Raw genomic sequence first — 21,119 nt, 5'->3', positions numbered from 1 at the left:
TATTTAAACCGTATATAATTAGCTAATTAGAAAGGAAAATTATGGCAAGAAGAGATGTCCTCACTGGTAAAGGTCCTATGTCAGGAAATACCCGTTCGCACGCAATGAATGCTTCAAAACGTAAGTTTAACGTGAACTTGCAAAAAATCAAAGTAACCATTGGTGGACGCAAACAAACTCTTAGAGTTTCAGCTAAAACTATTAAAACCCTTAAAAACAAAGGTTTAGTATAATTCATTATTATAAATCAGTCTGATCAGCTGATTTTATTTTTTAATTATTAACATTACAAAACAAAAAGCAGATAAAAACTGCTTTTTGTTTTGTAAATTATTAGTTTAAAAGTGTCTTCACAAAATTCCGTGGAATCTTTGTGCTTTTGTTAATAATAGACCGTCAAACTCAGTGTCTTTGTAAATGAAGAAATCAGATAGATATGCAATAAAAACAGAAAGAGCAATAAGTGAAAGTAAACAGAAGATAATTAACAAGATTTTGGTTAATTTGCTTCACTCTTTTGTTTCGTATTGTACTTCTTCATTTTCAAGAATTAATCCAAATCCTAAGTTTTTGAGTTTTCTAATAAGACTAAATCTTACAGATTTGTCCATAATTTTGTTTTTAACTTTTTGCTTACTATAATGAGCGTAAGCATTATTGTATTTTTCTAATTTTTCATTCATAAACAGCTCCTAACATGAGGTTGTTTCAGTACATAGTTAATTATACTAAATATTAAAAATTATAACAAATTTAATTAACACTATTATTTACTTTTTAAATTTTCTTTAACTAATTCTTTGTGCTCTTGAACAATTTTTTTTAGTTTACGATTCCAATGATTTAAACCGGCCTTGGTGATAAAAATATTGTGTTCATTCTCTAAAATTTGGACAATATATTGCAAAGATAAACCTGGATTTTCTAAGCGTAAGCGATGAAACACTAATTCGTTTTCGTTGAATTTGTGTTCTAAATTATGTTGATAAACATAATTAATCAACTCAACATAGTTAATTGAACTTGTAGCGACTTTTTTTAAGTTAGCAAAATCTAGATTATTGATGCGATTAATCATATTTTGCATATCACGCTTAATTTTTAAATCTAAATATTTAAAATAAGCTTTTTTGGCTTGAATTGCCGATAAAAATTCAATAATTTTATCAATGCTCCGTACATAAATGGTGTGCTTTTTGTTTTTAAATTGATATTTAAAATTAAATTCATACAAATTGAGAATTTGTAAAATATTCATGAGATTCTGCTTGTTTTGGGCACTTAGATATAAAAAATAAGATTTAGAATCAATATTCGAAATAGTTCCACCAGCAAAGAACACTCCAGCAAAAAATTCAGATAAATCTTGAAAACGAAGTAAGTCTATGCTATAAAGGTTTTTATTAAAAAATGAATCGTCTGTATTAACCATAATTTTTTTAGTTGAATTTTGAGCTTGAAAGTATGGAATTTTAAGTTTTGAAAGCATTTTAATAATTTCTTTTTTAAATTCTTGATGTGTAAATTTAACTTCAATTTCCTTACTTGGTTGATTTAAATGAGCAAATACAAGCAAAAAACCGAGCAAAAAAGGATCAAGATCCTTATTTTTTTTACCTGTAATAATCTCTTTTTTAATCTGAGTAGTGAAACTATCTTTCATAATTTAAATTATAAAACAAAATAGGCTTTAAGCCTATTTGTTCAATGTTTGTTCTAATAATTCAATGACTTTACTTTCAGTGTCTAATTCAAGAGCTTTATTAGCTAATTGCTTCATTTCTTGGTAGCTTAAGTTTCTTGCAAGTTCTCGACTTTTAAGCACACTTGAAGCTGACATTGAGAATTCATCAAGTCCAAGACCTAATAAAAGAGGAAGTGCTTTTGGATCTCCGGCCATTTCTCCACACATTCCGGCTCATTTACCGTGCTTGTGTGCTCCGTCGATAATCATTTTAATGAGTCTTAAAATTGAAGGACTTAATGGTTGATATAAATATGAAATATTTTCGTTCATACGATCAGCGGCCATTGAATATTGAATTAAGTCATTTGTACCAATTGACACAAAATCTGCATATTTACAGAATTGATCTGATAAAACAGCTGCTGCTGGAGTTTCCATCATTAATCCGACTTGAATTTTATCTTTTGGGGCAATGTTTTTGTTGTTTGCATACACTTCTTCATATGCTTGTAAGTACATTTCTTTTGCATCTAAAAACTCTTTAACATTAGTAATCATTGGGAACATAATCGCAACATTACCAAATTCGCTAGCTCGAATTAATGCTCTCAGCTGAGTTTTGAAAATTTCAGGATTTTGTAAGCAAAATCTAATGGCACGATATCCTAAAAATGGGTTTAATTCACTTGGAAATTTAAAGTATTTGAGAGTTTTATCGCCACCAATATCAAGAGTACGAATAACAACTCTTTTCCCTTTCATTCCTTCAACAACGGTTTTATAAGCTTGGAATTGTTCTTCTTCAGAAGGTCAATTATCATTATCCATGTATAAAAATTCTGATCTAAATAATCCCACTCCTTCAGCATCATTACTTAATACTGAATCTAAATCTTTAGGGGTACCAATATTAGCAGCTATTTCAATGTGGTGCCCATCAACTGTAACTGAAGGTTGTCCTTTTAATTTGGTTAAACGTTCAAGATAAAGTTTATATTTTTCTTCCTCTTGCTTAAAATGTTCAATTTCTTCTTGGGTTGGATTTACTATAACAATTCCATCACTACCATTTAAAGCTAAAATATCTCCACTATAAGCCTTGTCCATAATCACATTAGTTCCTACTACTGAAGGAATTCCTAAGCTTCGTGCCATAATAGCTGTATGTGATGTTGTTCCACCAATATTAGTAACAAATCCTTTAACGAATTTTTTGTCTAATTGAACGGTTTGTGAAGGTGACAGATCTTCAGCAACAATAATTACTTCTTCGTGAATTTGGGTTAAATCACTTTCTTGGATTCCTAAAATTGACTGAATAAGTTTTTTTGAAACATCATAAACATCAGCCACTCTTTCTCTCATGTATTCATCTAAACCAGCGAGCATATTAGCAAATTCTTTATAAAAACTTTCAATTGCATATTCAGCTGAATATTTTTGATTTTGAATCAGATCATTAATGCTACTTACAGCATATTCATCAGTTACAAAATTTAAGTGAGCTTCAAAAATCCCTACATGCTCAGGGTCTTTAGCAAGTTCTTTTGATTTTGTAATTTTTTTAATTACTGCATTTTTTGCATCATTATATTTTTTAAGTGATAATTGTGGATCTGTTGTTGATTTTTCATAACTAAGCTTGATTTCTTCAATTTTAAAAACTTTAGCTATAGCAACACCTTGTGAAGCACCAATACCTTTTATTGTCATTTTGTCTCCTGTTAATTACTTATCTCAAAGTATTATGTTATTAATATTATAAATGTGATTAATATAAATATCTTTAATTTTAATTTTTTTATTACATAAAAAAGAAAAATATTTGAACTTTTTATTTTTTATGTTAATATTATTAAGCAACGAAACAACTAAAGTTGTGTACAATGTGAATTCTTGATTAATTATTTACAAAAATTAAAATTCTTGTTATAATTAAAAAGCTAAACACACTTGCCGATTTAGCTCAGCGGTAGAGCAGCTGGCTGTTAACCAGTTGGTCGTTGGTTCAATCCCAATAATCGGCGCCATTATGGTCTGTTGGTGAAGAGGTTAACACACATGGTTTTCATCCATGCATGCACGGGTTCGATCCCCGTACAGACTGCCATTTATGGAGAATTAGCTCAGTTGGGAGAGCGTCGCCCTTACAAGGCGAATGTCATGGGTTCGAGTCCCTTATTCTCCACCATGCCGTCTTAGCTCAGTTGGGAGAGCAACTGACTTGTAATCAGTAGGTCGTAGGTTCGAGTCCTATAGACGGCACCAGGCAATCAAATGCCTTTTTTTTAAGCTTTTTAGACCTTTTCTACTTTTATCTGTGCGCGGGTGGTGAAATTGGCAGACACGCTAGATTTAGGCTCTAGTGCCTCCGGCATGAGGGTTCGAGTCCCTCCTCGCGCACCATATGATGCTTAGGCATCTTTTTTTATGCTTTATTTACAAAAGTATGTTTATTGTTATAATATTACTAAAAAGGAATATATGAAATTTAAAAAGATCTTTTTTGCTAATTGAATGATAAGTAATGTTGTGTTTTTTAGCATTTCATGTTCAAACCCTAAAAACGAACCTAGAAAATATGATCAAAAACTCTTTGATTGAATTTATAACAAGTCTCAACTTGATTATTTAATTCAAAATAATTTATTTTTTACCAAAAATAATACCGGACAAAACAATGAACAAATTGATAATTTAAAAGCTCAAAAGGAAAATCTTTTTTTAAAAAAATTGAGCAATAATCTTGAATTGCTTTATCAAACTAATGGCATTAATATCCAAGAATTAAGAGTTTTTTCTTCGGCAAGTTCTTTGAATTCAATCAAAAAAGATCTTTTTAATAATTCTCCATTCTTTCCGAATCTTCAATACGCTATTTTTGATATTTTTGCTAATAAAAATTTATTTAAATCAATTCTTCCGAATTGAATTAGTTCTGATAATATTAGAGAGCAAGCTTTTTTTCAAAACAATGAACAAATTCAATATTTAGAAAAAATTTTAACTTTTTATTTAAGAGCTTTTGACATTGAAAATTTTACTTTTGCTAGAATTTTGCTTAATAACGATCAAACAATTTCAATCTCGCTCAAAAATCAGCAAAATCAAGATTTATATTCAAAATGAAAGCAAGTTAAATTTTTTCTCCCTAATTTTAGAGATTTAAATCAAAGAAAAACATGAAACAGAAACTTTAATTTATTTATTAATGATAATCAAGTTTTGTTAAATGAACAATTTAATGATGTCGATCTTTTTTTCAAAAACAATCCACTATTAATTGATTCTTTTGAAACCATTATTGAAAATGTTTCCATTTTGAGAAAAATTTCTTCAAAAGGTCTTTTGGTTTTACTTAAGTACTTAAAAGATTATATTAATATTTCTTCTCCTAATTTAAATAGCAAACTTATGATTAATTTTGAAAAATCATTACAAATCCCTGATCATTTACCTTTGAATAATTCTTCACTAATTGTACCTATTGTTGTGCATGATAATCAAAAATCATATAAATGATATTCACTTGATTTTAGTAAACATCACCACGTTTTAAGCGGATATTACACAAGTAATAATCTTAATTATGATAAAAATTTTGATTATTCTTTAAATACATTTGGTCAATTTGCAGTTAACAATCAAATGAAAATTAATTCATCATTAAGACTGGAAAATTTTATTAATACAAATTTACAAAAAATATTTAATTACTTTTTATACATCAATAAAGACAATGCAAGCATTTGAAATGGAAACAAAATGCAAGATTTTGAACCTGATCAATTTAACGATATTCTGTTGAGACAAAATCCACTTGAGTGAATTATTGCTCAAGTTGCTGTTGTGTTAAATTCATATTTATTTGATTTTGAAAACTCACAAGGTTATTCACCGCTCTATTTAGAAATTAATAAAATCCAAACTAATCCACAAGTTTTAGGACAAGTTAACTTAAGACTTGATGTCATTGATTTAAAACAGAATAAAAAAATATTGACAATAAACAACATTAAAATTGGCGGTTTAAAAGGGTTTGATTATTCTGATATAGATCAATTTAATAACACTGGTTCATTAGATCTGAACATATATCCACAATTTTACAAATAAAAAATGGCTCAGCCATTTTTTATTTTAAAACTTTTCAGTCGGTAAATAAATATAACCATCAATACTTGAAACCTCTGAAATAGCCACAAAAGCATCAGAATCGTATTGATGAATCTTTTTCAATATTCTTGGTACTTGTCTAAATAAAGTAACTGTTTTGAGAATGTGTGTAAATTCTTCATCTTTGCCAGATTGAGCCACAAAAGAAGTTAGTTTAATAACAATTTTCCGATCGTTTGAGATTTTTGATTGAAGTAGTTCGAATTTTTTCGAAAAGATTTCGACTTTAACAAGTTTAAATTTAGGATAAATTTTATTTAAAACAATAATATAAGCTATGTTTGTAATAAATGTAGCGATAAAATTAGGGGATAAATAAAATTCAAAACTTCAAGCTCTTGTTTTTAACACATTGATTGTCTCAAGTGCTTTACTTGATAATGAGACTCCGTCAGAAAATTTTAATATCTTCTGAATATATAAAGATCCAGGTAATCAAGAACCTATAGCCACAGAAATAAAAATAATAATGATATTTAAATAACCCGAAATTACTCCGAATGATTTTTGAGTTTTATTTGAATATCACTCTCCGATAATTCCTGTTACTCCAGCAGTTCCGCCAATTATTTGAATTAATGCGAAAATTCAAGCTAAAATTACTCCATAACCGACAGCAATAATTATTAAAGCTATAATGTTACCACCTTCTTGTCAACTAAGAGGAAGAAGTGGAGATAATTTTAATAAACTATCTTTAGTGCTTTGAATTTTTGCTATTTGTTCGCCTAAATCAGGATTAGACGAAAAAGTTTGAATTTTTTGATTTGATATTTCATTAATTAGATCTTTAACATTTTGATTACCAAAATCACCAATTAAATAAACTTCATTAGCTCCATCAATAAAACCAATTGAGAATGAAACAAGTGAAGAAACAACCAGAAAAATCACTGTTAAATCACCAAATAATTTTCCGATTTTTCGATATCCTAACACAAAAATCGGGATACTTAATATAATGTAAGCTAATCAGAAAACAAGCTGGTCAATCGCGTTTGATAAAATAGGAGAAACTGTTCCGGCGATTTTAACAATAATAAGACGAGCAATGGCTTGCCCAAAAGCAGCCAATCCAAAATTATAAATTCCGACATTTTTAACAAAAAATACACTAATTACCCCAAAAATAATTGCAGTAATTGCTGTGGTGGTAATTAGTTTTCACATCGGTAAATATGAATAAAAATAATTTAACTTTAAACCAAAATTTGACATTCTAGTTTTTTTATAAACTGTGTTAGCTTTTTCAATAACTTGAGGTTCTTGTAAATTCTGATCTTGATCTTTTTTATTAAAAAACAAGGGACCCCCTTTATAAAAATTAAAAACCATTTCGCAAAATGGATATTCTATAATTACACCACTTTTTTAGCTTTATTTAAAAAATAAATTGAAAAATATGAAAATTTTACCATTTTCATAATTGCCTTAATCATAAAAAATAAGTTATTATATAATTAATATACTTTATGTTTTTAAGGAGATATATGAAAAAAATCAGAACCAGATACGCTCCAAGTCCTACAGGTTATTTACACATTGGTGGGGCTAGAACTGCTCTTTTTAACTATTTATTCGCAAAACATTTTAACGGAGATTTTATCTTTCGCCTTGAAGATACAGATGTCAAAAGAAATGTTCAAGGAGGAGAAGAGTCTCAATTAAACAATTTACAATGACTTGGAATTGTCCCTGATGAAAGTCCTATAAAACCAAACCATAAATATGTTGCCTATAGACAAAGCGAAAAATTAAACAGGTATAAAGAGATTGCACAATTATTAATTGACAAAGGTTTAGCTTATAAAGCTTATGATACAGCACAAGAACTTGATCAACAAAAAGAAGAATCAGACAAAAAAGGATTTGCATCTTTTAGATACAATTCTCAATGATTGCAAATTAGCGAGCAGGAAAAACAAGCAAGAGAAGCTGCTGGGCAATATTCAATTCGTTTAAAAATGCCTAAAAATCAAAAGCTTGCTTGGAATGATATTGTTAGGGGACTAATTGAATTTGATTCAAATGAAATAGCTGATTGAGTTATTTTTAAATCTGATGGATATCCTACTTATAACTTTGCAGTGGTCGTAGATGACCACGATATGGAAATTACCCATGTTTTACGTGGAGAAGAGCATATTGGAAATACTCCAAAACAATTAGTAATTTACCAATATTTAAACTGAGACGCACCTCAATTTGGGCACTTAACTATTATTACAAATATGGAAGGGAAAAAACTTTCAAAAAGAGATACTTCGCTCAAACAATTTATTCAAGATTATAAAAATGAAGGTTATATTCCACAAGGTATTTTTAATTTCCTAGCACTTTTAGGCTGAACTTCTGCTGATGCAAGTGAATTAATGAACCAAGAAGAGCTAATTGAAAAATTCGATCCACAAAGACTTTCTAAATCTCCAAGCAAATTTGATATTAGTAAAATGAACTGGTTTTCAAAACAATATTTAAAGCAATTAAATAATTCAGAGCTTATTAATTATTTAAATTCAAATGACCAGTCAAATGAATGATTAATTCTTTTTGTCAATACTTTTAAAGAAAGTTGTTCAACTTTAAGTGAATTAAAATCCTATTTAATCAATTATTCAAATCCTCAAGTTCAAAAGAAGGCCTTTGATAATGAACAATTGACATTAATTAATACTTTCTTTAAGCTCCTTAAAAATAATACAAACGAATTTAGTGTTGAAAATATTCAACAAACTATTGATCAGACTTCACAATTATTAAAATTAAAAGGTAAAAAATTATTTATGCCAATTAGAATTGCAACTACTAATTCTGAACACGGACCAGAATTAGCTAAAGCTATTTACTTATTTGGCAAAGAAATAATTTTTAAAAGGTTAGCACAATATGAAAATTAAATTTAAATCTATTGTATTTCAAAATAATAATGAAAAAGAAATTGAATTTAGTGCCCCAGTCGAATTAACAAAAGAAGGGGAATTTCAAGTCTTGTCTTTTTATGAACCAAGTAATAATATTGCTAATCGAATTGAAATTTCAAATCAAAGAATCAATATTTTTGCCGGCCCGACAACTCTATACATTATTTTAGATCCTAATCAAAGTGCATTAAATGTTTTTGAGTTACAAACTCCTGAAGGAATTGGAAGAGAAATGGATTTTTACACTCAAATTATCAAACACGAATTTGATTATGGTAAACAATACTTTTTTGAATATGAATTGTTCCAAAAACAATCAGACAAGAAGGAAGTTTTTGGAAATTTTAAGATTTATTTAACTCTCGAGAACTAAAAGTGCTATATTAGCACTTTTTACGTCTCATTTCACAGAAAAATGTGTTTTTTTTATATAATAAAAATATGCTTAATATAGGAGTGGATATAGCTAAGATTTCACGTTTTAAGGACGCAAAATTCTCGCTTATACAAAAAATTTTATCTAAGCAGGAATTAATTGATTATCAAAACACTTCTTCTGAGCATCAAGCATTATTTTTGGCTAGAAGCTGAGCAATTAAAGAAGCTATCTTCAAAAGCGATAATAGCTATAGTCAATTTTCCAAAATTAATTTAACTAAAGTTAATAATAAATGAACTTTTAACAATTTTAGCATTAGCATTTCACATGAAGATGATTTTGTAATTGCTATGGTTGTTAAAAATGAGGATAAGTATGAAGAAAATCGCAATTAATCGAACATTAAAGAAAATTTTTACATCTATTGCATGACTGCACAGAATTAGAAAAATCTCGTCAATGTATCGTAAATACAAAAAGGATGACCAATCATTAAGTGCTCAAGCTCGGAATGATTATTTACTTAAATTGTCCAAAAAACTCTTAAAAGTTAACAATATAGATTTAGAAATTATTGGTTTTGAAAATATACCTAAAAGTGGCGGAACATTATTAGCAGCTAATCATAAATCAAGCATGGATCCTGTTGCTCTTTTAGCAGCACTTGAAAAACAAGATTATGAGCAAGGGAGCAAAAATCGAATTGTTAACTTTTTAGCTAAAAAAGAATTAGATGAAAAGTTTCTTGTTAAACGAATACTCAAACTAACTGATTCAACAGTAATTGACCGAGAAAATTTTAGAGAATCTTTTCAAAAACTCAACGAATTTGGTGAATTTATTCGAATTAACAAAACTATTGGAGTGGTCTTTCCTGAAGGAACTAGAGTTCAAACCCCAAAACTAGGCGAATTTAAATCAGGAGCTTTTAAAATTACTGCAAGTAATTATCTAACCATTGTGCCTGTGGCGATCATTAATTCACTAAATGCCCAAAATAAAAAGAGAGTTGGAAGATTAAAAATTACTGTCTCATTTTTAAAACCGCTCAAGCCAGCAAATTATTTAACTCAAGACGCTAAAGCCTTAGCTCAAAGAGTCAAAAATCTCATTCAAGAAGAAATGAAGAAATATGAATAATAGTGTCCAAGAATATACTTTCAAGATTAATCAATTCGATGGCCCATTAGACCTTTTACTTGCTCTAATTAAAGATAAAAAAATGAGTATTTTTGATGTTGATGTTTCTGAGTTGGCGACTCAATATTTACAAATTATCAATCAACTTAAAGAAAATGAAATTGATATTGCTGGTGATTATCTCCTAATGGCTGCTACTTTAATTGATTTAAAGGCCAAAATGGTCTTAAAAGAACCTGATCAAGTTGAAGAAGTTCAACAAGAAAAAGAAAGTCTGATTAATCAATTAGTTGAATATCAACAATTTAAAGAAGTCAAAGAAGCACTCAAAACCTTTAGGGTTCAACGTGAAGAAATCTTTATTAAAAAGCCAAGTAATATTGAAGATTTTGTTGTCGATTCAGATGATTCTCGTTTAGATGGCTATTCAAACCCAATTAAACTAATAACTGTGTTGCAAAGAATGTTTGAAAGAAGATATGCACAAGAATTGCGTCACACCACCCTTGAAACAATAAAATTAACTCCTGCTGATCAATTTGGATTTATTAAAAAATTGCTCGCGAACAATGAAACAGTAACTTTTGAAATGGTCTTTAATCAACCAACTATTGGACATTTTGTAATTACTTTGCTTGCTCTTTTAGACTTAGCAAGGCAACAACAATTAATTATTATCCAAGAACATCAATTTGGTAATATTGTGATTAAAAAAGGAAGTGAATTTAATGAAAAATAAAATACTAGAAGCTTTATTATATATTCAAGGGGATGATGGCTTAACTCTTGAACAAGTTAAAGAAATTTTCTCTTTAAACACAATTGCTGAGGCTAAAAAAGTTATGGACGATTTTCATAAAGATTTTAATTCGCAAGATAGAGGGCTTAAAGTTGTTTCTTTTAATGAAGTTTATAAACTAGCTACTCGTGAAACCGTCAAAGATTATGTTGCAAAAATGGTTAACGTAGTTAAAAAACAAAGATTGTCAAATTCAGCTATTGAAGTTGCTGGAATAATTGCTTATAAACAACCAATTACCAAAGGCCAAATTAATAAAATTAGAGGGCTAGCTTCAGATCAAGTAGTCAATACTCTTTTAGTAAAAGGAATTATTGAAGAAGTTGGAATTTCACCAACCCCTGGAAATCCTGTGCTTTATGGAGTAACTAATAAATTTTTTGATCACTTCCGTATTAAAACTATGCGTGATTTACCAAAAATGAATGATTTTAATTATGTTGACGATTTAGAAAGTGAGCATTCTGATTTTGATTTATTTACAAGCCAAAGAGAAGATTAATCTCGGGCGCTTTTTTTATTTTATTAATCGAGAAAAGGAGGTAAAATGATTGAAATTATTGCTACAAAAAACGATTCCACCAGAAGCGTTTTTAAAATTTTACAAAAATATTTCCCTAATTTACCACTAAGTAAAATTGAAAAAATATTTCGTAAGAAAGATATCAAAGTGAATGGCAATCGCAAAATTGATAAAAATTATAAGGTTAATCAAGGCGATGTTATTACTGTTTATGGAATTTTTGATCCACAAGAAACAGATGAATCAAATATAAAAATATTTAATAATCAATTAGATATTCTTTATGAAGATGAAAATATTTTAATTATTAATAAGCCAAATGGGATTGCTGTTCACGGAGAAGAAAATTCTCTTGATAATCAAGTTTTAGGATACTTAAATTTTCAGAAAATTGACAGTTTTACCCCTAGTCATGTTGGAAGGTTAGATAAAGATACAAGTGGAATTATCCTTTATGGTAAAAATTATCTGAGTGTAAAAATACTAAATCAAACACACCATAAATTCATTAAAAAATATCAATTTTTATCTGATTTTACCCCAAACAATCAACGAATTAAACTTTATTTTTATAAAGATGATCAAGCTCAAAAAACTAAGATTTCACCTAAACCTAAAGATAATTCTAAAGAGGGTGTGACTCAGTTTTATTTTGAAGGAAACCGAAAAATAGCTCAAATCATTACTGGCCGTAAGCATCAAATTAGATTAACCTTAAAATACCTAAATGCTCCAATTTATGGAGATAAAAAATACGGCGGTAAAAAAGCTGAACGATTAATGCTTCATTCTTGATATTTAAAATTACAAGGGTTATCTGGTGAATTAAGCTATTTAAATAATAAAGAATTTTGATCACCAATTAAATGATAGGAGAACTATGAAACAAATCACCAAAGAACAATTAAAAGAAATTGTTTCTTCATTAATGATCGAACCAACCGAACAAGTTTTAGATAACATTATTGAAAATTGAAACAATATTCAAAATGAATTGAAAAAATTTGACAAAATAAACCTAGATAATGTAGCTCCACTTTCACATATTAATGAAACTCCTCTTATCGATTTTTTAAGAGAGGATTATGTTGATAATAGTTTTTCGATTTCAAAAGAAGACATTTTAAAAAATGCTAAAGATAAAGACCAAGATTTTATCATTACTTCAAAGGTGGTGAAATAATGAATCTCAAATTAAAAGTTTTAGGAGACTTTCAAAAAGCTTCTCAAGAATTGCGACAAGACACAAATAATGCAGTAATAAAAGTTTTTGAAAAAGAAAAATTAGGAACTGGTTTGCTTGATAATGCTGTTTTTACCCTTAAAGATGTTTATGCAACTAAAACTGGATTTGTTCGTTCTTCTTCAAAAATTCTAGAAAATTTTCAACCTTCATATAATGCAACAATTGTTGAAAAAATATTAAATAATGGAGCTTTATTGGTAGCCACTGTTAACAATGATGAACTAGCATTAGGTGGAACTGGAACATATAGTGCTTTTGGTTTAATTACCAATCCAAAAGACCATACAAGATTATCAGGAGGTAGTTCATCTGGTTCGGTTGCTACTTTCAGTAAAAATATTTCATTTGCAATAGGAAGTGATACAGGAGATAGCGTTAGACTTCCAGCTTCATATAATGGGATTATTGGTTTCAAACCTTCATACGGAGCTATTTCTCGTTATGGATTATTTGCTTATGCTTCCTCACTTGATACTATAGCTTATTTTGCTCATAATGTTAATGATATTTATTTAGTTTCTAAAACTTTATACGGTATTGATCCTAAAGATATGACTACAGTGGAAGTGAAATTAAATGAACTTGTAGAAACAAAACCGTCAAAAATTGTGGCTTTAGACTTTTCTGAATTTTGTGACCCTGAAGTTAATAAGGCTTTTGATAAATTAATTAATAAACTTAAAAAACAAAACATTCAAGTTGAATTAGTTAAACCAAATTTAGATATTCTCAGATGCATTAAACCTGTTTATCAAGTGATTAGTTTTTCTGAAGCTTCTTCAAATTTAGCTAATTTAACCGGAATTATTTTTGGAAATAAAGTTAATGGGCAAGATTATATTGAAATTATGACCAAAACCAGAAGTCAAAACTTTGGAATTATGGTCAGCGAGCGTTTGGTGTTGGGAAGTTACTTCTTATATAGTGAAAATCAAGAAGAAATTTTTATTAAAGCAATGAAAGTTCGTAGAGTGATTAGAGATTATTTAAAATCACTTCATCAAATGGGCGATGTGGTTATTTACCCTTCATTTGCTTCAATTGCTCCATTAATTAAGGATAAAAAGTCATATGATGTTATGGATTATGTTCTGACTGGTGCAAATTTGGCTGGGAATCCATCACTATCAATTCCGCTTGGGACTAAAAATGCAATGCCATTTAATTTAACTATTGATGCAGGTTTGTACGAGGATAATAAATTATTAAATCATTCTTTATATATTAAAAAAATGTTAGGAGAAACAAATGAATAATTTTGAAACAATTATTGGAATTGAAATTCATATTGAACTTAAAACTCAAACCAAAATGTTCTCTCCAGCTAAAGTAGATTTTAACCTTTCTCCAAATACTTGTGCTAATCAAATCGATTTAGGATACCCTGGTACTTTGCCAATGGTCAATAAGCAAGCGGTTAAATTTGCTCTTGCTTTTGCTAAGGCACTAAACATGGAAATTGATGATGAACTCCACTTTGACCGTAAAAATTACTTTTATCCTGATTTGCCAAAAGGATATCAAATCACTCAGTTTTTTAGGCCAATTGGAAAAAATGGGAAAATTACAATCAAAACCCCAAATGGATTAAAAGAAATTTTGATTGAACGTATCCATTTAGAAGAAGATACAGCTAAACAAATTCACGATCATGAAGGAACCAAACTTGACTACAATCGAGCTGGAACTCCATTAATTGAAATAGTAACATATCCAGTAATGCGAAATGCTGATGAGGCCGCTGGATATATTGATATGATCCGTAAAACTGTTAATGCCCTTGAAATATCTGATGGAAAACTTGAGGAAGGATCATTACGAGCTGATATTAATATTTCACTGAGACCTTATGGAAGTAAAGTGTTTGGAACTAAGGTCGAAATTAAAAACATGAATTCACTTTCAAATGTTAAAAAAGCAATTGAATATGAAATTAAGTTACAAACACAAAAATTACTTACAAACGAAACTATTTTGCAACAAACAAAAAGATTTAACGACCAAGATAATACCAATGTGGTCATGCGTACTAAAACAGGAACAGTCGAATATAAATACTTTCCTGAACCAAATATTCCCTTTATTAAACTTTCAAAAGAATTTGTTAACTCAGTCCTTGTTCCTGAATTGCCTTTAGAAAAAGAACAAAGGTATTTAAATGCACAAATTCAAGATATCTATGTTCAAAGATTAGTTGATGATATTGAATTAGCCAAATATTTTGATTCAATTAATTATCCAGACAAAGAAAAGCTGTCAAAAGTTTTCTTTGCAGAAATTGTCTCTCTAGCTAATTCTAAAGAGCTCCATCCCACTCAACTAAATATCAAACCAGAACACATTAATCAAGCTTTGAAATTACTAGATCAACAAATTATTTCAGGTAAGTCATTAAAAAAATTAATTCCTTTTTTATCTAATTATCAAAATGATTCTCTTGATGACCTGCTTGAAAAATATAATCTTAAACAAATTTCAGATCCAGCACAGATCACACAAATTCTTGAACAAATTATTCAAGATAATGATCAACTTGTGACTGAATATCCTACTCGTCCTGAAAGAGTGCTGAAATTTGTGTTAGGTAATTTAATGAAAACCACTGGCGGACAAGTCAACCCAATCTTAAGTGATCAACTAGCAAAAGAGATTTTAGATGAAAAGTTTAAACACTAAAAATCCATATAGAAAATTGCTGTCTTTTAAATATAAAAGACGCAAATATATCACTTGATCAATCAATTTAATTTGAGATGATCCTTATAAATATCTGGGCTTGTGGTTTGATTTTATTTTAAAATTAATCATCTCAATTTTTGCTTGATTCTTAACCTTTCCCGGTTTTAGATATTTAAAATTTTTAACTTCTGGTCAAAAACATAGTTTTGAAGCCATTCATGAAATTAATGCACTTCACCGAAAAAGACGTGGTGTAGTGGATATTGTTTTTGTTAAATTTATTTCAAAAGATTTTAATTTCACTTGACTAACAATTGCATTCTATTTTCTAATTTCGTTTATTCCAGTCATTTATATTATTTTTAATTTAAACCTCTTGCTTGGATTTATTGTTTATGGCAATACTCCTGCTCAAGTGGTTTTTAAGGAACGTTTTATCAACGGAACTTTGGGAAGTTTTTTTCCAGATGTTCCAAATTATGTCGGTTCAATTGATTTATTCAGTACTCTTGATTATTCAACTATTCTTACTCATACTTTGTTCTTTGTCACTACTTTACTCTTTGCTTCAAATGGATACGGAAAATTAGTGGTTGCAGTTAATTATATGTACGATCACAAGAAAGTGGGTTCGTATTTAGGGAACAGAGCCAAAGGCTTTGCTTTAGTGCTAATGGTTAGCTGTTTGCTATGAGCATTTTCAAATTTACAAACCTTTACCGAATCAATTGTCACTGGAGACTTTAACTTATCACAAAAGAAATCACCTCATTTATCAAAAATCTTTTTTGTCTTTTGAACATTTTTCTTTCTATTAGCTCTTTTTATTGCTTTATTTAAGTTTTCTCCAAGTTTTCAAATTAAAATTAATCATATCTTGCGTGGAGCTATTTTCTCAACCATTCCTAACCTTGTTTTTGTGCTGATTTTTTCTTTTTGAATTAATAAAACACTCAATTATGATCGTTATGGAAGTATTGGTTTTGTCTTAACGTTAGCATTTTTCATTACCTGATTTGTTAATTTAATGTTTTTTGGAATTTTATTTAACCAAGCATATTACAAAATGTTTCATAATCAAAAAACCTATAATCGTGGCTATAAGATCTTTTACATCTACTAATTTCAAGCTTAAACCACAAAATAAGGTAAAATATATTTAATATTTAAACTAACCTACATAAAAGGAGATGATTTCATATATGGAAACAAAATTAAATAAGAAAAATCAAGAACTTTTAGTCTCAGTTGTTATTGAAAAAGAGCAATATGACAAAGAGTTTGATAAAAACTACAAAGTAGCTTTAAGCAAAGTAAAAATTCCAGGTTTTAGAGCTGGAAAAGCTCCATTAAACAAACTTGAACAAGCCGTTAACAAAGGAGCTGTGCACTCACAAACACTGGATTCTTTTGTTCAAAGTAAATACGCTGAAGTGTTGAAAAAAGCTCAAGAATTTGCTAAAGAAAATAAAGTGATGATTCTCCCTGTTGCCCCTGAACTTGATGTAAACAATGATCAAGATAAAAACTTTGTTTTATCTTACAAATACACATTATTACCAGATTTAAACACATTAAGTTTAAAAAGTGTTAAAGCTAAATTAACCTTTAACCCAGTTACTGATCAAGATGTAGAAAAAGGAATGCAAGAACTAACAGCACCTTATGCAGAAACAATTGTGCATCTTCCAGAAGATGAATCAAAAGAAACTACACAACTTGAAGATATTGTGAATATTGATTTTAAAGGATTTATTGATGATGAGCCATTTGAAGGCGGAGAAGCACAAGGTTATGAACTCAAACTTGGTTCAAAATCATTTATTCCTGGTTTTGAAGATCAATTAATCGGTAAGCAAGCTGGTGAAAGCGTTGATGTTAAAGTCATGTTCCCTGCTGATTATTATGTTGAAGATTTCAGAAGTAAGCAAGCACTTTTCAAGGTCAAAATTAATTCATTTTCAAGAGCAAAACATATTCAAGTAGATGATGAGTTTGTCAAAAAACTTAACTTTGAAGAGGCTAAAACAGTTGAAGAATTAAAAGAATTTTTCAAGAAACGTGAAGAATTAAAATCATTTTCAAACACTCTAGATAACTTTATGAAACAAGTGCTTGAACAATTAACTAGCCAAGAAGCTTTAAAAGTATCTCCCGTATTGATTAATCAAAAATACAAAACCTTAGAAAAAAACTTTAACGACTCACTTAAAAACTATGGGGTTAAAAAACACGAATACTTAAAACTTGTTAAATCAACCGAGGAAAAAATTAAAGTTGAGCTTGAACAAGCCGCCGAAAAAGAAGTCAAATTGGAACTTGCAAATCAATTTTTATTAACCAACTATAGTCCTGCAGAAGTAACTGATGAAGAAATTAAAGACATACAATATAAAGTGCCTTTTGTTACTGATGAACAAAAGAAACAAAATCTATGAGTAAAAAGATACTTTGAAGCAATTTTAAAGGTTGTTGATGAAAAATCAATTCCTTCATTAGAAAAAGAATATTCAAACTTATTAAAATAATCCTCATCACCACAAAAAAGAACCAAAACTTGGTTCTTTTTATTATCGTTAATAAGCTTATTTACTTGCAGGTTTTGCAGGAGCAACAGCAGAAGAAGAAGATGCTTTAGAATTTTTTTCGCTTTCTAATTTTTGAACAATTTTATGTGCTAATTTATTTACATCGATTTTTTCAACTTCAGCTTTTTCTGTTGGTTCAGCTTGTGGGTTTGTGCCATTATTAAATGAACCTGAGATAAATCCAAATCCTGGAATAAGTACAAAGTTAGGAATTGAGTTGGTTAATTTTAAACTTACGGTTTTATAAAGATTATTAATTCTTTCAGTATCAAGACTTACTTTTGCTTTATTGTCTTTATCTTTTGCTTCTTTAAAGATTGAATTTAATCTATCTTTTGTATCAGCGATAAATTTATTCAACACTTCATCATCATTTGCTTTAAGTGCCTTTTCTAATTCTAATACTTGTGCAAAAGCGTTTTGCAGAATTCAAACATCAGCAAGAAAATCTTCTCTGGTGTATGTTTTGGTTATATTGTTATTTGGTTTAGGTTTTCTAAGACTTAGGAAATATGATTTAAAATCTGCGTCTGTGTTTACTCTCTTAAGAAGATCAAGTTTATTAACTTCTTCTTCCATTTCTTTAGTTAATGTGTTTACAACAGTTTTAGAAGTAGTTGGAGCACTAGGTGCTGGAGTTGCTGGGGTGGTTGTAGAAGCAGGACTTGAAGGTGTACTTGTTGATGTTGTTGAAGTGGGTTGTCTTGTGGTTGAAGTGCTTGCATTATCTTTTGAAACTTTTGTATTTGAAGAAGTTGTCGAGCTTTCACCTTGTTTTTGTGTTGTTGAAGGTTGCGAAGTCGCTGGAACTGGGGTTGATGACGAACCAGTTTGTGCACTTGTTCCTTCGGTTTTTTTATTAGTTGTTGTAGGATTAGGTGTTGGAGCTTTTTCTGGAGTAGGTTTTCCAGATTGCTCAGTTACAGGTGTTAGAGCTTTAGTTTCTTCGGTAGTTTTAGCAGCTGGTTTTGTATTATTTTCTACTGGTTTTGGGCTTGTTGTTTGTTGTGTTGTTGAACTTGAACATGAAACAGTAGCAATCAATAAAGATGCAGGAGTTCCTAACATAAATAAGTTTTTTAATATTCTATTTCTTTTCATAGAATAAATTATATTGATATATATATATATATATATATATATGAAAAAGTGAATTTTTTTCATGTTTGTAATTTACTCACGTAAAAAACATTTTATATGCTGAAAATGTAGATAAAAATTTTCTGATCTTTTAAATGCGGTATATATTTTCACCAATTTTACGATTTATAAGGTTATTTTAGAAACTATAATTTTAAGAAAATTGTTAATTTTGAATATTTTTAATTATTGAAATATATAGACAAAAAAATAAAAAAATGATAAGCGATTCTATAATTTAAATTTGTTGTCATACTTATTGATTGCTTATCATTTTTGCTATTCTTTAGTTTTTTATAATCAATAATTTTAAACTTTTATTTCGAAAATACAATAGTTTATTTTTTAGTTGCGTCTTTGTTGGTTTTTTCTAATTCGGCTAATTTAGCATCTAGTTTGTCTAAGAATTTACCTGGTTCAATTTTATACATTTCTGCATTTGGTTCTGGTAAACTTCCAAATCCAGGGAAGAAATTATGTAAAGGGGCCGAATTATTTAATTTTTGTTTAATGGTATTGTATAGTGTATTTAATCTCTCTGTATCAAGTTTAAAATCATTTCCATCTTTTTTTAGAATTGCATTAAGTTTTGTTTCTTGACGATTATTAAAGGTGGTTAATTTATTATTATCTTTATCTTTTAAAATTTTTACTAATTCTTCTACTTGAGAATAAGCATTTTGTAAAACTCAAATGTCAACAAATAAATCTTCTCTAGTGTATGAAGTAGTTAGATTTGCATTTGGTAAAGGTTGTTTAATGTTTGTGAAGTATTCTTTAAGTGGATGTGTTGTATCTTTTATTCTATTATAAAGACTTAAATTAGCAACTTCTTTTTCTAATTTTTCAAATAAAGAATTTGAAATAGCAGTTTTTTGAGCGTTGTTTTCTCCTGTAGTCGAAGTGCTTGAGAGTGAATTTTGAGTGTTGTCTTTTAAATTGGTTTTTGATTTTTCATTTGAAGATTGATTTGAACTTTGTATAGAAGGGCTAGAAGTATTATTTACACTACCTTCTGTTGGTTTTTCTGTTGGTTTTTCTGTTGGTTTTTCTGTTGGTTTTTCTGTTGGTTTTTCTGTTGGTTTTTCTGTTGGTTTTTCTGTTGGTTTTTCTGTTGGTTTTTCTGTTGGTTTTTCTGTTGGTTTTTCTGTTGGTTTTTCTGTTGGTTTTTCTGTTGGTTTTTCTGTTGGTTTTGAACAAGATACAGCACCAATCACAAAACTTGCAGGGACACCTAACATAAATAAAATCTTTCATTTTTCTATTTTTTCATAAGCCAAGATTATATAACTTTATATTAAAAAGTTATATTTTTCCTCTATCTATTTAATTAATTTTTCAATGTGAATAAATTTTTATATTGCTAAGGTTAAATAAATATTTTTAATATTTATTTAACCTGAAATTATTTATAGCAAAAAGGCAAATCACCCAAAAAGTAAGAGTAATGGGAGATTAAAAACAAAAAATTGTTTAAAATAAAGTCTCTGTGAATCAAATAATTAAAATTGAAAATAACAATATAAAAATAAAAAAGAAGTGGGTTATAAAAAATTCACATTTAACTAATTTAGAATTAATTAAATCAACACAACACAAAAATTAAAAATATAAGAAATTATTACTAAATTTTTCTTTGAAAACAGAGAAAATCTCAGAGAATAAAGTTTATCATTTTTTATGATAAATGAATAATGTCAGTCTATATGAAAAATGAAAAGCTCGCCCGATAAGCTTTAGATTAATTAATAAATATTCAAAAATTTAAAAAAACATTCCCTATTTTAAATAGATTCTGTTTTATGTTATTTATATTATAAGTTTCTCGAGAAATCAAGTAC

Annotated in this window: 20 protein-coding genes and 5 tRNA genes; 19 read left to right on the top strand and 6 right to left on the bottom strand. The window is 28.6% G+C overall.

The features are described 5' to 3' along the window. Positions 1-41 precede the first annotated feature (41 nt). Positions 42-233 (top strand): 50S ribosomal protein L28, encoded by a 192-nt coding sequence (rpmB, locus tag NPA11_RS00750; RefSeq protein WP_257043729.1) that lies wholly within the window; start codon positions 42-44, stop codon positions 231-233. A 105-nt stretch (positions 234-338) separates the two neighbouring features. Here rpmB and NPA11_RS00745 read toward each other — a convergent pair whose 3' ends face one another. The 3 genes from NPA11_RS00745 to ptsP all read right to left on the bottom strand — a co-directional run bounded on the left by NPA11_RS00745 (position 339) and on the right by ptsP (position 3,400). Continuing rightward, entirely contained in the window at positions 339-683 is a 345-nt protein-coding gene (locus NPA11_RS00745; protein WP_257043728.1) for a hypothetical protein, read from the bottom strand. A gap of 83 nt (positions 684-766) precedes the next feature. Then, the gene (whiA, locus tag NPA11_RS00740) at positions 767-1,663 is read right to left on the bottom strand and encodes a DNA-binding protein WhiA (protein ID WP_257043727.1); all 897 of its coding nucleotides are present in this window, start codon (positions 1,661-1,663) and stop codon (positions 767-769) included. Positions 1,664-1,696: 33 nt separating this feature from the next. Then, positions 1,697-3,400 (bottom strand): phosphoenolpyruvate--protein phosphotransferase, encoded by a 1,704-nt coding sequence (gene ptsP / locus NPA11_RS00735; RefSeq protein ID WP_257043725.1) that lies wholly within the window; start codon positions 3,398-3,400, stop codon positions 1,697-1,699. Positions 3,401-3,642: 242 nt separating this feature from the next. On the opposite strand from ptsP, the gene NPA11_RS00730 reads away from it, so the two are divergent. The 6 genes from NPA11_RS00730 to NPA11_RS00705 all read left to right on the top strand — a co-directional run bounded on the left by NPA11_RS00730 (position 3,643) and on the right by NPA11_RS00705 (position 5,803). Next, a tRNA-Asn gene (locus NPA11_RS00730) sits at positions 3,643-3,717 on the top strand. 4 nt (positions 3,718-3,721) lie between these two features. After that, positions 3,722-3,797, top strand: a tRNA-Glu gene (locus NPA11_RS00725). 5 nt (positions 3,798-3,802) lie between these two features. Beyond that, positions 3,803-3,878: transfer RNA gene (locus tag NPA11_RS00720), tRNA-Val, on the top strand. A gap of 1 nt (position 3,879) precedes the next feature. Continuing rightward, a tRNA-Thr gene (locus tag NPA11_RS00715) sits at positions 3,880-3,955 on the top strand. Between the two features lie 54 nt (positions 3,956-4,009). Beyond that, positions 4,010-4,093 (top strand) — tRNA-Leu (locus tag NPA11_RS00710). A gap of 78 nt (positions 4,094-4,171) precedes the next feature. Then, positions 4,172-5,803 (top strand): MAG3240 family lipoprotein, encoded by a 1,632-nt coding sequence (locus NPA11_RS00705; RefSeq protein ID WP_257043724.1) that lies wholly within the window; start codon positions 4,172-4,174, stop codon positions 5,801-5,803. Positions 5,804-5,827: 24 nt separating this feature from the next. Here NPA11_RS00705 and NPA11_RS00700 read toward each other — a convergent pair whose 3' ends face one another. Further along, positions 5,828-7,168, bottom strand: coding sequence for a DUF2179 domain-containing protein (locus tag NPA11_RS00700; RefSeq protein WP_257043723.1), 1,341 nt, complete (start codon positions 7,166-7,168; stop codon positions 5,828-5,830). Positions 7,169-7,353: 185 nt separating this feature from the next. On the opposite strand from NPA11_RS00700, the gene gltX reads away from it, so the two are divergent. The 12 genes from gltX (at position 7,354) to tig (ending at position 18,078) form a co-directional block, all read left to right on the top strand. Beyond that, positions 7,354-8,760 carry a glutamate--tRNA ligase gene (gene gltX / locus NPA11_RS00695; RefSeq protein ID WP_257043722.1) on the top strand — a complete coding sequence of 469 codons (1,407 nt, stop codon included), beginning with the start codon at positions 7,354-7,356 and terminating at the stop codon, positions 8,758-8,760. Next, positions 8,750-9,157 (top strand): DUF1934 family protein, encoded by a 408-nt coding sequence (locus tag NPA11_RS00690; RefSeq protein WP_257043720.1) that lies wholly within the window; start codon positions 8,750-8,752, stop codon positions 9,155-9,157. The genes gltX and NPA11_RS00690 overlap by 11 nt, the downstream gene beginning before the upstream one ends. Positions 9,158-9,225: 68 nt before the next feature. Then, positions 9,226-9,558, top strand: a complete 333-nt coding sequence (locus NPA11_RS00685; RefSeq protein ID WP_257043719.1) for a holo-ACP synthase — start codon at positions 9,226-9,228, stop codon at positions 9,556-9,558. Then, complete coding sequence (locus NPA11_RS00680; RefSeq protein WP_257043718.1) at positions 9,539-10,303, top strand: 1-acyl-sn-glycerol-3-phosphate acyltransferase; 765 nt, start codon at positions 9,539-9,541, stop codon at positions 10,301-10,303. The genes NPA11_RS00685 and NPA11_RS00680 overlap by 20 nt, the downstream gene beginning before the upstream one ends. After that, complete coding sequence (locus tag NPA11_RS00675) at positions 10,296-11,042, top strand: segregation/condensation protein A (protein ID WP_257043717.1); 747 nt, start codon at positions 10,296-10,298, stop codon at positions 11,040-11,042. Before NPA11_RS00680 ends, NPA11_RS00675 begins: the two co-directional genes overlap by 8 nt. Beyond that, positions 11,032-11,604, top strand: a complete 573-nt coding sequence (gene scpB / locus NPA11_RS00670) for an SMC-Scp complex subunit ScpB (RefSeq protein ID WP_257043716.1) — start codon at positions 11,032-11,034, stop codon at positions 11,602-11,604. Before NPA11_RS00675 ends, scpB begins: the two co-directional genes overlap by 11 nt. Before the next feature lie 45 nt (positions 11,605-11,649). Next, positions 11,650-12,498: an RluA family pseudouridine synthase gene (locus NPA11_RS00665; protein ID WP_257043715.1), complete on the top strand. Its 849-nt coding sequence runs from the start codon at positions 11,650-11,652 to the stop codon at positions 12,496-12,498. 7 nt (positions 12,499-12,505) lie between these two features. Continuing rightward, a complete protein-coding gene (locus NPA11_RS00660) occupies positions 12,506-12,808 on the top strand; it encodes an aspartyl/glutamyl-tRNA amidotransferase subunit C (RefSeq protein ID WP_257043714.1) in 303 nt (100 codons plus the stop codon). Next, positions 12,808-14,127 (top strand): amidase family protein, encoded by a 1,320-nt coding sequence (locus tag NPA11_RS00655; RefSeq protein WP_257043711.1) that lies wholly within the window; start codon positions 12,808-12,810, stop codon positions 14,125-14,127. Before NPA11_RS00660 ends, NPA11_RS00655 begins: the two co-directional genes overlap by 1 nt. Then, positions 14,120-15,547, top strand: coding sequence for an Asp-tRNA(Asn)/Glu-tRNA(Gln) amidotransferase subunit GatB (gene gatB / locus NPA11_RS00650; RefSeq protein ID WP_257043710.1), 1,428 nt, complete (start codon positions 14,120-14,122; stop codon positions 15,545-15,547). Before NPA11_RS00655 ends, gatB begins: the two co-directional genes overlap by 8 nt. Beyond that, positions 15,528-16,673, top strand: coding sequence for a YihY/virulence factor BrkB family protein (locus tag NPA11_RS00645; RefSeq protein WP_257043709.1), 1,146 nt, complete (start codon positions 15,528-15,530; stop codon positions 16,671-16,673). The genes gatB and NPA11_RS00645 overlap by 20 nt, the downstream gene beginning before the upstream one ends. A 79-nt stretch (positions 16,674-16,752) precedes the next feature. Continuing rightward, on the top strand, positions 16,753-18,078 hold the full coding sequence (gene tig, locus NPA11_RS00640) for a trigger factor (protein ID WP_257043708.1): 1,326 nt from the start codon (positions 16,753-16,755) through the stop codon (positions 18,076-18,078). A 57-nt stretch (positions 18,079-18,135) separates the two neighbouring features. On the opposite strand, the gene NPA11_RS00635 is transcribed toward tig, so the two are convergent. Further along, entirely contained in the window at positions 18,136-19,239 is a 1,104-nt protein-coding gene (locus NPA11_RS00635; RefSeq protein WP_257043707.1) for a hypothetical protein, read from the bottom strand. 377 nt (positions 19,240-19,616) lie between these two features. Next, positions 19,617-20,519 carry a PT domain-containing protein gene (locus tag NPA11_RS00630; RefSeq protein ID WP_257043706.1) on the bottom strand — a complete coding sequence of 301 codons (903 nt, stop codon included), beginning with the start codon at positions 20,517-20,519 and terminating at the stop codon, positions 19,617-19,619. Between the last annotated feature and the right edge of the window lie 600 nt (positions 20,520-21,119).

This window comes from Mycoplasma sp. 1578d, from assembly GCF_024582695.1.
Taxonomy (GTDB): domain Bacteria; phylum Bacillota_I; class Bacilli_A; order Mycoplasmatales; family Metamycoplasmataceae; genus Mycoplasmopsis.
Note: the sequence above shows the minus strand (reverse complement) of the source record. Positions and strands in the feature narration are given on the sequence as shown.